The sequence below is a fragment of the Corynebacterium sp. HMSC072A02 genome, from assembly GCF_001810085.1.
GTDB lineage: Bacteria > Actinomycetota > Actinomycetes > Mycobacteriales > Mycobacteriaceae > Corynebacterium > Corynebacterium hesseae.
Genome location: NZ_KV799873.1, coordinates 151,982 through 163,697 on the forward strand (window position 1 = coordinate 151,982; position 11,716 = coordinate 163,697).

15 protein-coding genes are annotated in these 11,716 nt (G+C 60.8%); 8 read left to right on the forward strand and 7 right to left on the reverse strand.

Annotated features, from left to right (window positions below):
* Window positions 1-3: 3 nt before the first annotated feature.
* Window positions 4-1,026, reverse strand: a complete 1,023-nt coding sequence (gene rsgA, locus HMPREF2698_RS11695; protein ID WP_070530831.1) for a ribosome small subunit-dependent GTPase A — start codon at window positions 1,024-1,026, stop codon at window positions 4-6.
* Window positions 1,019-2,323: a 3-phosphoshikimate 1-carboxyvinyltransferase gene (aroA, locus tag HMPREF2698_RS11700; RefSeq protein WP_070564905.1), complete on the reverse strand. Its 1,305-nt coding sequence runs from the start codon at window positions 2,321-2,323 to the stop codon at window positions 1,019-1,021. Before aroA ends, rsgA begins: the two co-directional genes overlap by 8 nt.
* Between aroA and HMPREF2698_RS11705 the strand changes: the two genes are divergently transcribed.
* Together HMPREF2698_RS11705 and HMPREF2698_RS13065 are read left to right on the forward strand one after the other, a co-directional pair.
* Window positions 2,322-2,984: an SOS response-associated peptidase gene (locus HMPREF2698_RS11705; RefSeq protein WP_070564908.1), complete on the forward strand. Its 663-nt coding sequence runs from the start codon at window positions 2,322-2,324 to the stop codon at window positions 2,982-2,984. The two genes, aroA and HMPREF2698_RS11705, sit on opposite strands and share 2 nt — an antisense overlap.
* Before the next feature lie 61 nt (window positions 2,985-3,045).
* On the forward strand, window positions 3,046-3,780 hold the full coding sequence (locus tag HMPREF2698_RS13065; RefSeq protein ID WP_210386602.1) for a hypothetical protein: 735 nt from the start codon (window positions 3,046-3,048) through the stop codon (window positions 3,778-3,780).
* Between the two features lie 188 nt (window positions 3,781-3,968).
* Here HMPREF2698_RS13065 and ybaK read toward each other — a convergent pair whose 3' ends face one another.
* Window positions 3,969-4,472, reverse strand: a complete 504-nt coding sequence (ybaK, locus tag HMPREF2698_RS11710; RefSeq protein ID WP_070564910.1) for a Cys-tRNA(Pro) deacylase — start codon at window positions 4,470-4,472, stop codon at window positions 3,969-3,971.
* A gap of 37 nt (window positions 4,473-4,509) precedes the next feature.
* On the opposite strand from ybaK, the gene HMPREF2698_RS11715 reads away from it, so the two are divergent.
* Together HMPREF2698_RS11715 and rsrA are read left to right on the forward strand one after the other, a co-directional pair.
* The gene (locus HMPREF2698_RS11715) at window positions 4,510-5,115 is read left to right on the forward strand and encodes a sigma-70 family RNA polymerase sigma factor (protein WP_070564913.1); all 606 of its coding nucleotides are present in this window, start codon (window positions 4,510-4,512) and stop codon (window positions 5,113-5,115) included.
* Window positions 5,115-5,387, forward strand: coding sequence for a mycothiol system anti-sigma-R factor (rsrA, locus tag HMPREF2698_RS11720; protein ID WP_070520186.1), 273 nt, complete (start codon window positions 5,115-5,117; stop codon window positions 5,385-5,387). Before HMPREF2698_RS11715 ends, rsrA begins: the two co-directional genes overlap by 1 nt.
* 59 nt (window positions 5,388-5,446) lie before the next feature.
* On the opposite strand, the gene HMPREF2698_RS13775 is transcribed toward rsrA, so the two are convergent.
* Entirely contained in the window at window positions 5,447-5,521 is a 75-nt protein-coding gene (locus HMPREF2698_RS13775) for a 50S ribosomal protein bL37 (protein WP_100227335.1), read from the reverse strand.
* An 85-nt stretch (window positions 5,522-5,606) separates the two neighbouring features.
* Window positions 5,607-5,864, reverse strand: a complete 258-nt coding sequence (locus tag HMPREF2698_RS11725; RefSeq protein ID WP_070564916.1) for a WhiB family transcriptional regulator — start codon at window positions 5,862-5,864, stop codon at window positions 5,607-5,609.
* Window positions 5,865-6,455: 591 nt separating this feature from the next.
* Between HMPREF2698_RS11725 and HMPREF2698_RS11730 the strand changes: the two genes are divergently transcribed.
* Window positions 6,456-6,914 (forward strand): hypothetical protein, encoded by a 459-nt coding sequence (locus HMPREF2698_RS11730; protein WP_070564918.1) that lies wholly within the window; start codon window positions 6,456-6,458, stop codon window positions 6,912-6,914.
* A gap of 10 nt (window positions 6,915-6,924) precedes the next feature.
* Here the strand turns inward: HMPREF2698_RS11730 and HMPREF2698_RS11735 are convergent, their stop codons facing one another.
* On the reverse strand, window positions 6,925-8,226 hold the full coding sequence (locus HMPREF2698_RS11735; RefSeq protein WP_070564920.1) for an Rv3212 family protein: 1,302 nt from the start codon (window positions 8,224-8,226) through the stop codon (window positions 6,925-6,927).
* On the reverse strand, window positions 8,223-9,611 hold the full coding sequence (locus tag HMPREF2698_RS11740; protein ID WP_070564923.1) for a DEAD/DEAH box helicase: 1,389 nt from the start codon (window positions 9,609-9,611) through the stop codon (window positions 8,223-8,225). Before HMPREF2698_RS11740 ends, HMPREF2698_RS11735 begins: the two co-directional genes overlap by 4 nt.
* A 104-nt stretch (window positions 9,612-9,715) precedes the next feature.
* Here HMPREF2698_RS11740 and HMPREF2698_RS11745 point away from each other — a divergent pair, with 104 nt between their 5' ends.
* Genes HMPREF2698_RS11745 through HMPREF2698_RS11755 form a run of 3 tightly spaced genes read left to right on the forward strand, consistent with a single transcriptional unit; the run spans window position 9,716 to window position 11,714 of the window.
* Window positions 9,716-9,937 carry a DUF3107 domain-containing protein gene (locus tag HMPREF2698_RS11745; protein WP_070520196.1) on the forward strand — a complete coding sequence of 74 codons (222 nt, stop codon included), beginning with the start codon at window positions 9,716-9,718 and terminating at the stop codon, window positions 9,935-9,937.
* A gap of 32 nt (window positions 9,938-9,969) precedes the next feature.
* Window positions 9,970-10,911 carry a DUF3152 domain-containing protein gene (locus HMPREF2698_RS11750; RefSeq protein WP_070564926.1) on the forward strand — a complete coding sequence of 314 codons (942 nt, stop codon included), beginning with the start codon at window positions 9,970-9,972 and terminating at the stop codon, window positions 10,909-10,911.
* 29 nt (window positions 10,912-10,940) lie between these two features.
* Entirely contained in the window at window positions 10,941-11,714 is a 774-nt protein-coding gene (locus HMPREF2698_RS11755) for a hypothetical protein (RefSeq protein WP_070564929.1), read from the forward strand.
* Window positions 11,715-11,716 lie beyond the last annotated feature (2 nt).

Below are 11,716 nucleotides of genomic sequence, written 5' to 3' on the forward strand. Positions count from 1 at the left end.
GCCTTAAGCCCAGTCAACATTGGTGCGCAGGGACGCCAGCAGGGTGCGCACTGCATCGCGACGGCGCGCAGAAGCCGTGCCCTCTTCGATGCTTAGGTCGAGCCCGCATTCGGGGTCCGCAGGTGGCCCAGCATGCGTGCAGCCACGCGGGCAGTCCTCGATGGCTTCGGCAAGATCGTCGAAGACCTCGATGACGTTCTCCGCGTCAATGTGGGCTAAGCCGAAGGAGCGGATGCCGGGGGTATCAATGATCCAGCCGCCGTGTGGCGTGCTTCCTTCAGCGGGCAAACGCAACGCCACCGACTGCGTCGACGTGTGCCTTCCCTTACCCACGGCGGAAACCTCGCCGGTCTCCCGGTTGGCATCGGGGACAAGCCGGTTCACCAGGGTGGACTTTCCCACGCCCGAGTGGCCGATGAGAGCGGTGACGTGGCCGTCGATGGCCGCACAGACGTGCTCCAGCCCGTCGTCGACGCCAGCCTCCACCACGGTGACATCCAGATCCGCAAACTCCTGTGCAAACGGGGTGGGATCAGTGAGGTCTGTCTTCGTCAGACACAGCACCGGCTGGATATTTCCGGCAAAGGCAGCGATCAAAGCACGCTCCACGAACCCGGAGCGCGGCGGCGGATCGGCCACGGCGCTCACGATGAGTAGGCGGTCGGCGTTTGCTACCACGATGCGCTCATAAGGGTCGGTGTCATCTGCGGTGCGCCGGAGGACGGAGCGGCGCTCCTCGAGCTTCACGATGCGTGCGAGGGTGTCTTTCTTACCCGAGGTATCGCCTACGACGCCGACCCGATCACCAACCTCGACCGGAGTGCGGCCCATCTCGCGGGCGCGCATAGCGGTAACCACGGGGCCGTCGTTATCAAGCGCGACACCCCAGCGCCCGCGGTCTTTGGTGATGACCATGCCAAACTTGGCATCCTTGTGCTTCGGGCGGTCCTTCGTGCGCGGTCGCGACCCCTTTCCGGGCCGGATGCGGACGTCGGATTCGTCGTAGCTACTTGCGCGCCTAGCCACGGATCATGGCCTCCCACATATCAGCAAAGCCAGGCAGAGTCTTGGACGTGGTATCAATATCCTCGACCTGGACGCCGTCAACGGCCAATCCGATAATGGCTCCGGCTGTCGCCATGCGGTGATCCGCGTAGGAATGCCATACCCCGCCGTGGAGTGGGGCAGGGGTGATGCGGAGGCCGTCGTCAAGCTCGGTGACGTTGCCACCAAGGGCGTTGATCTCCGCAGCGAGAGCCGCCAGGCGGTCCGTCTCGTGGCCACGCAGGTGTGCGATGCCAGTCAGCGTCGATGGCGTTGAGGCCAGAGCACACAGCGCAGCCACGGTGGGGGTGAGCTCACCGATATCGCCCATGTCGAGGTCGATGCCGCGCAGGCTGCGCGGGCCTTCCTGCGGGCCGGTCACCTTTAAGTAAGACGCCTCGCCGGGAGCCTGGGGGACATACTCGACCTTCGCGCCCATCTGCTCCAGGATGCCTCGGAAGGCGTCACCCGGCTGGTGGGTTTCCTCCGGCCAGTTCGGAATGCTCACGCTGCCGCCAGAGACGGCGGCAGCGGCAAGGAACGGAGTGGCATTGGAAAGATCCGGTTCAATGCGCCACTCACGGCCCTCAATCTCACCATGGTGCACGTCCCAGGTGTCCTTGCCCACCTCGACGCGGACACCGGCTTCGCGCAGCATACTGACGGTCATCAAGATGTGTGGCTGGGAGGGCACTGTGCCGCCTTCGTGGCGCACGCTTAGTCCCTTGCGGTAGCGTGCTCCGGCCAGGAGCAGACCGGAGACGAACTGGGAGGAGGCGGAGGCATCGATGGTGACCTCGCCGCCCTCCGGAACGCCGTGGAGGGTGATGGTCAGCGGCAGGCTGTCGCCCACAATGTCCACGCCCAGCTCACGCAGAGCCGCGGTCATCGTGGACATAGGGCGCTTGCGGGCATATGGGTCACCGTTGATGACAACGGGGCCATCCGCTAGCGCTGCCACCGGTGGTAAAAAGCGCATAATTGTGCCGGCCAGGCCGCAATCTACCTTCGCTCCATGCAGCTTTCCGGGAGTCACATGAAGATGCGGGCCTTGTTCGGAGATACCCACGCCCATGGCCTGCAAGGCCTCCTTCATCAGGTTGGTATCGCGGGAGACCAGCGGGTTATAGACGATAGACGGGGAGTCAGCCAGCGCAGCAAGGATGAGGGCGCGGTTGGTCATCGATTTTGACCCGGGGAGGTTTTGCGTCCAGGACAAGGGCCCAGACGGTTGGGGTGCGCTCCAGAAATCAGACATGTAGTCCATAATAAAGGGCATGTGCGGAAGATTTGTTCTGTTCACCGAGTCCCTACTGGAGGAAGTAGGCGCGTGGGGGTCCATCACGGAGGTCCACGCGCCGGAAGGCTTGCCACCGGCGCGGTATAACATCGCCCCAACCCAGCCCATCGCCATCGTCCGAACCGAGGAGCATACCGCTCGCGTGGAGCCCGCACGCTGGGGGCTGATTCCGCACTGGAAAAAAGATCTGGACGGCCCGCCGCTATTCAACGCACGCGCGGAGACCGTGGCGGAGAAGCCCTCCTTCCGCGATGCCTTCAAGGCACAGCGCTGCGTCATCCCGCTGGACGGCTATTACGAGTGGAAGGCCGGGGAGGACAAGAAATCCAAGAAGCAGCCCTATTACGTCACCGGCCCTAATGGCCTGCTGTGGGCAGCAGGGCTGTGGGCCACGGGTATGGATAGGCTGTCGGCCACGATGGTGACTACGGATGCCACGGAGGAGATGGCATGGCTGCACCACCGTCTGCCCAAGTTTTTGACCACGGAGGAAATCGCGCCCTGGCTGGCGGGGGAGGCGCTTCTGGAGCCGAGCACCGTGCGGGGCTTTCAGGCACGCCCCGCGGACCCGGCGGTGGGTAATGTGCGCAACGACTACGCAGAGCTTATCGACGAACCACCGTCAACCACCCTGTTCTAGCTACTCAGTCCTAGCGTGTGAGTGTTAGGCGACCGGCTAACGCCGGTGGAATCTGCCAGACATGTGGTTGGATACTGGCATGGATAGAAGGCATATTGTCGACCGATTGTCGGATGCTCGCATGCAACCGTTTTTGGATGAGTGTGGCGGGAACTGTAAGCGCGCGCTGGCGTTATATGGATGGCATGCAGAGTTATCGTCTGCTGTTAAAGATGTTTTGGCGTTAACAGAAATCTTTCTGAGAAACGCAATTGACAAGGAATTGCTTGCTTGGAACGCCCGTAATAATGGTCCTCAAAGCTGGCTACTTGATCCGCCTCCTCGCCCCTTGCGTTCGATTGTCGGCTCCCAGAGGGAAACGGCGATTAGGCGTGCACAAGCAGCGGTAGATTGCCGTCCTTCATCTCATCCTCGTCACGGTTGTGCTATCACTCATGATGATGTGCTTTCCCATACGACTTTCGGTCTTTGGCGTACGCTACTACCGAATCATCACCCTAACGCTAATCACGCTGCACCCGAGAATGTAGGACGACAAGTTTTATGGAATCAGGCTATTAAGTCTGCGTTCCCTAATGTGACCGACCCCGACGGATCGATTACGTATTGGAACGTATCGCACTGTAACGATTTGCGTAATAAAGTCGCTCACATGGACAGTCTTCTGAATGTGAACGTGATTGTCGAATCGCGGAGAGCGTTTGAATTGATTGATTCGATGGATCACCAAATTGCAACGTGGGTGTCGTCCCGAAGCCAGGTATCAAAGGTATTTAATAAGCGTCCTGGTCAATAAAAAAGAGCCATCTGGCGCATACGTCCAGAAGACCCTTTTTAGTCATAGCAAGGGACCATGTCCTTACTTTCTGACTCTGACTATAGGTGGCACGTCCCCGTGATGTCAAGATTTTTGACTAGTACGGCTATTTCACTGCCGTAAACGTCCAAAAAGCCACTAGACATCACAGTTCTAGCGCGTGAGGTTTAGGCGGCGAGCACGTCAGCGAAGGAAAGGTCGAGCACACGAGGGAGATCCTCCGGGTTCATCTCGATGTCGAGGCCACGTCTGCCGCCGGAGAAAAAGATGGTGTCGAAAAGCAGCGCCGTTTCATCAACCACTGTCGGGAGGATGTGCTTGTGTCCCAGCGGGGAGATGCCGCCGGGGATGTAGCCGGAGGATTTGGAGGCGTCGGCAGGCGCGGCCATCGTGGCCTTAGAAGCGCCGAAGGCAGCGGCGGCCTTCTTTAGGCTGAGCTGGTTGGTAACCGGAAGGACGCACACGGCGAGCTGGCGCTTGGGGCCTTTGCCGGCGCTCAGATCAATGACGAGGGTTTTGAAGATGCGCTCAGGCTCGACATCGAGCGCCGCCGCGGCTGCGTCGCCGAAGTGCTCGCGGCCACCGTCGAAGGTGGAGACACTGTGGTCGATTCCTGCCTCTTCGAGGATTTTGAGAGCGGGGGTAGCGGCGTGCGGGGTCTTCTTGGCCATAGAATCCACCCTAGTCCGGAGCGCTAGGATGGTGAGCATGGCCACCGAAACGACGAGCGAGACGCTTCAGAAACAGCGATTGTTTGAGGAGCAAGCCTTGCCCTTGCTGGATCAACTGTATGGCGGAGCGATGCGCCTAACGCGCAACCCCCAGGATGCAGAGGATCTCATCCAGGAGACCTACCTCAAGGCCTATAGCAATTTTGATTCCTTCAAACAGGGGACGAATCTCAAGGCCTGGCTGTATCGCATCATGACGAATACCTACATCAACTCCTACCGGAAGGCCAAGCGCCGTCCGCTGGAATCCTCAGCGGATGAGCTGAGCGACTTTCAGCTGTATACCACGGCCGGGCATGACTCCACGGGCTTGGAATCGGCGGAGGTCGAGGCCCTCAAGCAGATGCCGGACTCGGAGATTTCCGAGGCCATGAATGACCTACCGGAGGACTACCGCATGGTGGTGTACTACGCGGATGTAGTGGGCCTGGCCTATAAGGAAATCGCGGATGTGATGGGTACACCGTTGGGAACGGTGATGAGCCGCCTCCACCGCGGAAGAAAACTGCTTCGCGCGGCGTTGAAGGACGTAGCACGAGAAAAAGGCATTGGTCGCAACCACCCAGAGATGGAGGAGAAGTAATGGAACGCGCAACAGGACGCAATTGCGGTGCGTGTAACTCTCCGGAGGTTGAAGCGCTCTTTAGGGAACTGTTCGATGAATCGACGAGCTACGCGCGGGCTATGGCAATCCGCGAGCATCTTGCGCAGTGCGATGCCTGCCAGCAACGCCTTGAGAGCGAGGAAGTAGTTCGAGCACTCGTACGCAAGTGCTGTGGGGGACAGGCCGCGCCGCAGTCGCTGCGCCAGCGCATTAGCGTGCAGATTACGAGGACTGAAATTACCTGGGGATAAGCAAAGGGCTCGTTCCCGCCCACGGTGGTGGGGTGAGGAACGAGCCCTGAATGCTGACGTTATGCGTTAGGACGCTTGCCGCGGTTAGCGGACTTCTTGCGGCGATCCTTGCGCTTACGGCCACGCTTGCTCATCGCGTACTCCTTCTGTTAAGGGTAAATGAACTTATTCAACTGTAGCGGCAGGGTATGCCTGGGGGTTAATCGGGGGTGTGTCTGTTTAGGCAGATACACGGGCACGGCCGCGGCTGCGGTTGCGGCGCTTGATAGCGCGGCGCTCCTCCTCAGAAAGGCCGCCCCACACGCCGGCATCCTGGCCGGACTCGAGGGCCCACCTGAGGCAGGAAGAGGCAACTGGGCAGCGGTTGCAGACCAGCTTGGCCTTAGCGATCTGGGTGAGTGCGGGGCCGGAGTTACCGACAGGGAAGAAGAGCTCCGGGTCCTCGTCGCGGCAAACGGCTTCGTGGCGCCAATCCATGATTGAAATCTCCTAACAAATTTTTGACAGCAGTGGGCGAAGTAGGCGCACCAAGGGCAGTCCACGGTGGTGAACTGAACTGAGTGCTACTGGGTGTAAGTGGACTGGTCTGCGGTCAGTGGGGCCCTGTCTCGAGTTAGGGCCAGCGTCGACGCCGCCGTGGTTCACTTTCTGTTAACTCGAAGGATTCTCCGAGTTAAGAACTGATTTAACAGCTCGTTGTTTTTGCTACCTGAGAATAATGACACGTTTACTCAAAGTCCGCTAGGGGTAAAGGGCGAAAAGTGTCCAACGTCACTAAATAAATTCTTCCAATTTGCACTTTTCTAATGGGTGGGCGGCTGTAAGAAGCCTGTCAGTAGTTCCCCTACCTGCGGCGACGGGGAGATTGGGGTGAGTGTGGTGACCTGGATCGCGTCAAATCCATCAACCTCCTCGCTGCCCCCGAAAACACAGCAGGAGGAAAGTCGAAGCTGAGTACAGGACGTGCGAGTACTGCGGCAATTGAATTGGGCAATTGAATTGGCAGTGGGTGAAGCTTTGGCGTGGAGACTGCCTAAACCATGGGGCAGGGAAGTAGACTAAACGCCCGTGAATAAGAAGAAGAACCAGCCCTCAACGACACCTGACCGAGCTGCCGAAAACCGTGCACCGCGTACGGTGATGGCGGCTGCCGGCATCGCCGTGGTCCAATCCATCGCGGTTATCATTTTCGGCATCTTCCTCATAGTCCGTGAGGTTGCTGGCGCTGAGAACGGCTCCATGGTGTCTGATTCCGGCGCATCGAGCTTCGTGGGCCTGGGCACTGCCATCTTCATCTTTATCGTGTTTGGCTTTGTCATCGTCGGCTCGTGGGCCTTCGTCAAAGGCAAACGCTGGGGCCGCGGAGCCATCGTGCTGGTGGAATTCATCCTGGGCGCCATGGCTTTTCAGATGTTTAGCGGCGGCTCAGCGCTGCTAGGCATCGTGACCTTGGCAAGCGCCGGGCTCGTCCTATACCTGCTTATGGCGCGGCCCGAGACGGCGCAGTGGGCTGAAAGCCACTTTTAGTAGGGCACGCCTAGGCGGCGGTGAGCGCCACAGCGGTGTCGCCGCGCTGCTCAACGATGACCGTGCCCGCTAGCGTTAGCGAAATCGGGCCGGAATAGCCGTCACGGTCAACGGGGATGGTCTTCTCGGTTTTCCCGGTAGACCAGTTCACCACGTCGATCCCCTCCTCAGTGGGGACGAGTAGGCGTTCGTCGACTGCGACGCCGGTTCCCACCGCTTGCTCGAGAATGTGATCCACCTTGAGCTCGGTAGGGGTAAAGAGATAGAGACGCTCGCCGTCGAACCACGACATGTGGTGCGGCAGGTCCGCAATCGCGGGCGCAAAGGGGGACGCGGCGTTGGTGATGGACTTCGAAGGCTCAACGTCCGTGGAAGACAGTGTTTCACCTTCAAAGCTATAAGAAACGATGCGCGGTGAATCGCCAGGGAGGAAGACTGCGGCCGCCTCCTGGCCGTAGGCGATGAGGCGCGCACCAGGGTCCTCAATTTCGATGTCCTTTGTAATTTCCGGAGAACGGGAATCCTCAGGGGTGGTATTTTGAATGCGCAGCCAGGTGGAGTCCGGGGAATCTGGGCAGGTTTCGGTGACACCCAGTGTTTCGGTGCGGGTCAGCGCTGAGGTGATGGCGCAGTCCTCGTGGGGCTGGAGGTTTGGCTCCTGTTTGGCGTCGACATCACCGTACTCAACCGAGCGCACGAGATCCGAGCGCCAGAGTTCTACGCGCTCTGCGGAAACGGTGCCCACGCGGTCATTCGACATGATGGGGACCACCTCCTCGGAATTGCGGGCGCTGCGGGTATCGGAGTATTGGCCGGTGGCGGCATCGATCGCCACTACATCGCCGCAACCATTGCCTGCGTCATAGGAAGCCACAATTTTGTTCCACGCTGTGGTGAGCGAACACAGGTCGGCATCGCGGCGTTGATAGGTCCACACTTCGTCGCCGGAGGCGTTCGAGGCGCTGAGCATATCGCCGTCATGGGTGATTAACAGGCCGTTTGAGGACACCGCGCGAGCCTGTCCCGGCACGAGAGTATTGGGAAGGCTGAAGGCTTCGGTGAGGGAGCTCGGGATGGCATCGAGAAGCGCCGGTTCATCGCCGGACGCGGCGTCCACCGCCGGGGTGAGCTCCGCCTTATGAATGGGTGCGGTGATGACCGCGCCGCCGATGGCGATGGCGCAGACCGCACTGATGGCGCCCACGGCAATCCAGTCCGCCTTCGTGGAGCGCAGAATGGGAGCCTTCTTCGACGAGTCGACCTTTGCCCGGGCCTTATCCAGCTGGGCTTCCTGGGTGTGCTCGGTGCTCATCGATGCCCTCCTTGACGGGGATTGCGTTTGCGGGAACGGGTGCGGCGAGAGGCGCGGGCGGAAGCCGCCGAGGAACGCGAGGAGCCGCCACGCGGCGATTCCCCGCGCGAGCCCGAACGCTTCGCTGCGCCCAGCACCTTGGTGGGCGGACCAACGGTGTCAGAAACGCCCTCGGGAATATCGAGCGCTTGCGCAAGCTCAGGAGAGGTGCTGAACCACTGTGGCGGCTCGGGCTGGTCCAGAGAAAGCTCATCGTTGATAACCTGCCATTTGCTCAGCTCATCGTAGCCAACGAGCGTTACCGCCGTGCCGGTGTGGCCAGCGCGGCCGGTGCGGCCAATGCGGTGGACAAAGGTCATGGGGTCATCCGGCACCTGATAGTTGATGACATGGGTGACATCATCGACGTCGATGCCGCGAGCAGCAACATCCGTGGCCACCAGAATCTCCACGGTGCCTTCGCGGAAAGCCGAGAGCGAGCGCTCGCGAGCCTTTTGATCCAAATCGCCGTGGACCGCGCCCACGCTAAAGCCGCGCTGCGCCAGCTCGTCTGCGACGGCGGCTGCCGAGCGCTTGGTGCGCGTGAAAATGATGGTGCGCCCGCGGCCTTCTGCCTGCAGGATCTTTCCCAAGACCGCGATCTTGTCCATGCGGTGTGCCTGGAAGGTGACCTTGCGCGTGGAGGAGTGGGTCTGTTGGGCATCGCCGGACTCGGCGCGAATGTGGACCGGCTTGGTGAGGAAGGTGCGGGCCAGCGTCACGATGGGCCCGGGCATGGTGGCGGAAAAGAGCATGGTCTGGTGCGGGTTGCCGTGCAGGAGGGAGAGAATCTTCTCAATATCCGGCAGGAAGCCCAAGTCCAGCATCTCATCGGCCTCATCCAGAACCAGAACGCTGACCTGCTCGAAGGACAGGTGCTTCTTCTGGCAGAGATCGAGCAGGCGGCCCGGAGTGCCCACGACGACGTCCGCGCCCCTCTTGATTTGTGTGATTTGCTCTTCATAGGGGCGCCCGCCGCACAGGGTGACGATGCTGAGCGGAAGATTGGCGGCAGCAACCTTGAGGTCCCCGCTGACCTGGATGGCCAGCTCACGGGTCGGCGCGATGACCAGCGCGCGGGGAGTGCCGTCGAGCTCCGGGATGTCGGCGTCATCGAAAACGCGATCCAGCAACGGCACACCGAAACCATAGGTTTTGCCCATGCCGGTGCGCGCTTGGCCAATGAGGTCGTGGCCATTCAGGGCGATGGGCAGGGTGAGCTCTTGGATGGCGAAGGTGTGCGTAATCCCGTTCTCAGCGAGGGCATCACAGATCTCTACGGCGACGCCGAGCTCGGCAAAGGTAGGGGATTCACGGGAATCGCGGGATGATTTCGGGGCAAGCACACCTTGATAGTAGAGGACGTGGCTATAGTGGGGCCATTAGAGCGCCGGGGGCGCAGGCCTCACGGCACAGACTAAAGAACACGATTTAAGGGAGTAGACACCACATGGACATCAAGTTTGGCTTCGCCGATACCGCCCGCGAACTGGTCATTCACGCGGATGGTGAGCGAGAAGAGCTGACCCAGACCATCAACAACGCCTTGGGGGAGAACTCCACTCTCGAATTGAAGGACACCAAGGGCCGCACCTATATCGTGCGGACCGAGCGTGTGGTCTACGTGGAAATCGGCACCGTGCGCGCCCACACCGTTGGATTCGCAGGCTAAGTACGCGCTCGCTGCCTCAGCGGGTAGCCTAAATGGCCATGGATAATCCCGCGGAACTTAAGCAGCGCCCACAGTTCGTCTCGGCGGTGGAGCGTTTCGCTCGCGAGTACGGCTGGTGGCGAGTGGTGGCGATCCCCGTCATGGTCGTCATCACGGTGTGGGTGCTGGTTGATGTTTTTCGTTCCCCAGCCCAGGATGCGGAGGTGTCGGCGGCAGGGGAGACGTCGGCAAGCACTGCGGCTGCTGACGCACCCTCCCCCAAGGGGCCTGATCCCGCCAATGCCAGTGCAGTTGCCGCGGCCAAGGATGGCTTGCCCGCCGGCGGTGACTTTACCGAGCAGGGGGATGAAACCTACCGCGATGCAGGGCCGTCCTCCATGCATGCGGGCAAGGGCGGGAAGCAAACCATCCGCTTTTCCGTCGAGATTGAAAATGGCATCGACACCTCCGCATATGGTGGTGACAGTGCTGTCGTAGCGCTGGTCGACGCCACCCTGGCCGATCCCCGCGGGTGGACCGCCAACGGCGACTTTGAGTTCATCCACGTCAAGGCTGATGACAATCCCGATACGCACATCCGCCTCACCTCGCTGGGGACTACGGCGAAGTTGTGCGGCGCGCAGTTGGAATCAGAAACCTCGTGCCATACCACCATTACCGGGGAGTCCACGGTGAACCTCAACGAATCGCGCTGGGTGCGCGGTGCGGCGCCGTTTGAGGGGGACTTGGGCAACTACCGCCAGTACCTGATCAACCATGAATTTGGCCATGCCATTGGTTTTGCGTCCCACCAGCCCTGTGGCGGGGACGGTAAACTCGCGCCGGTCATGATGCAGCAAACGCTGAGCTTGAACAACGCCAAGCTTTTTGAGAAGGAACCCAACGAGGTTTATCCGGACGAGGACGTTACGTGCGAGCCGAACCCGTGGCCCTACCCGAACCCGGCTAATTCTGATCACGCTAAGCCCGAGTAGGTCGCCCCAAACCTAAGGATTATTTTCCCATGCCATTGCCACCTGAGCCCGTTCTTGCCGCTTTCAACGCCGAATTTCACCCGCGCCGAACACAGGGTGAGCTTGTGGGCCCTGCGTGGGATAACGGGATCCGCGTGGGCGATATTGTCTTCGCCGAGGCTCGGCCGTGGACTGGCTGGTCCGCCAAGGTGCGCGAGAAGCTCAGTCTGCCGGGAGCGCGCATTGCCCGCCCGGTGCTGACGGCGGATGGGCGCTACACGGCTGCCGGGTGGAAGGCCACGCAGTTCGTGGAGGGGCAGTTGCGCGGGCGCATTGATGAGACTGCCCAGTTGGCGCTGCGGCTCGATGAGGCCCTAGCGCTGGCGCCATTGCCCACGCTGGATAGGCGCGAAGATGTTTTTGCGCGGGCGGAGAGGGCTGCCTGGGAGGAGAGCGGTGAGGCCTATTCCGATACTGAGCTTGCAGGGCTTCCGCTGGTCACCGCGCACGTGGATGTCCTGGGGACCACGGTGTTCTCCGGGGCTAACCCGCCGGCGCTGACTGATATTGTGCCTTCCGCGGCCCCGCGCCCGGCGGGCTGGTCCGCCGCGGTGGTCATGGTGGATGGCCTCATTGCGGGGGCGGTGGACGATGAGATTTGTGCTCGCTTTGCGTCAGTGCCCGGTATACAGCAGTTGCTCTTGCGTGCTGTGGCATACCGCCGTTACGTCAATATCCTGCACCCGCGGTCAAAGGCGACCGTGCGTTCGAACATCGAAAGGGTAGAAGCGGCCCTCGTGTCCGCAACATCTGACAGACTGTAGGG

Excerpts from the sequence above, each read along its gene's own strand:
- HMPREF2698_RS11705 (WP_070564908.1), top strand. The coding sequence starts at position 2,322 with ATGTGCGGAAGATTTGTTCTGTTCACCGAGTCCCTACTGGAGGAAGTA.
- aroA (WP_070564905.1), bottom strand. The coding sequence starts at position 2,323 with ATGCCCTTTATTATGGACTACATGTCTGATTTCTGGAGCGCACCCCAA.
- HMPREF2698_RS13065 (WP_210386602.1), top strand. The coding sequence starts at position 3,046 with ATGTGGTTGGATACTGGCATGGATAGAAGGCATATTGTCGACCGATTG.
- ybaK (WP_070564910.1), bottom strand. The coding sequence starts at position 4,472 with ATGGCCAAGAAGACCCCGCACGCCGCTACCCCCGCTCTCAAAATCCTC.
- HMPREF2698_RS11715 (WP_070564913.1), top strand. The coding sequence starts at position 4,510 with ATGGCCACCGAAACGACGAGCGAGACGCTTCAGAAACAGCGATTGTTT.
- rsrA (WP_070520186.1), top strand. The coding sequence starts at position 5,115 with ATGGAACGCGCAACAGGACGCAATTGCGGTGCGTGTAACTCTCCGGAG.
- HMPREF2698_RS11725 (WP_070564916.1), bottom strand. The coding sequence starts at position 5,864 with ATGGATTGGCGCCACGAAGCCGTTTGCCGCGACGAGGACCCGGAGCTC.
- HMPREF2698_RS11735 (WP_070564920.1), bottom strand. The coding sequence starts at position 8,226 with ATGAGCACCGAGCACACCCAGGAAGCCCAGCTGGATAAGGCCCGGGCA.
- HMPREF2698_RS11745 (WP_070520196.1), top strand. The coding sequence starts at position 9,716 with ATGGACATCAAGTTTGGCTTCGCCGATACCGCCCGCGAACTGGTCATT.
- HMPREF2698_RS11750 (WP_070564926.1), top strand. The coding sequence starts at position 9,970 with ATGGCCATGGATAATCCCGCGGAACTTAAGCAGCGCCCACAGTTCGTC.
- HMPREF2698_RS11755 (WP_070564929.1), top strand. The coding sequence starts at position 10,941 with ATGCCATTGCCACCTGAGCCCGTTCTTGCCGCTTTCAACGCCGAATTT.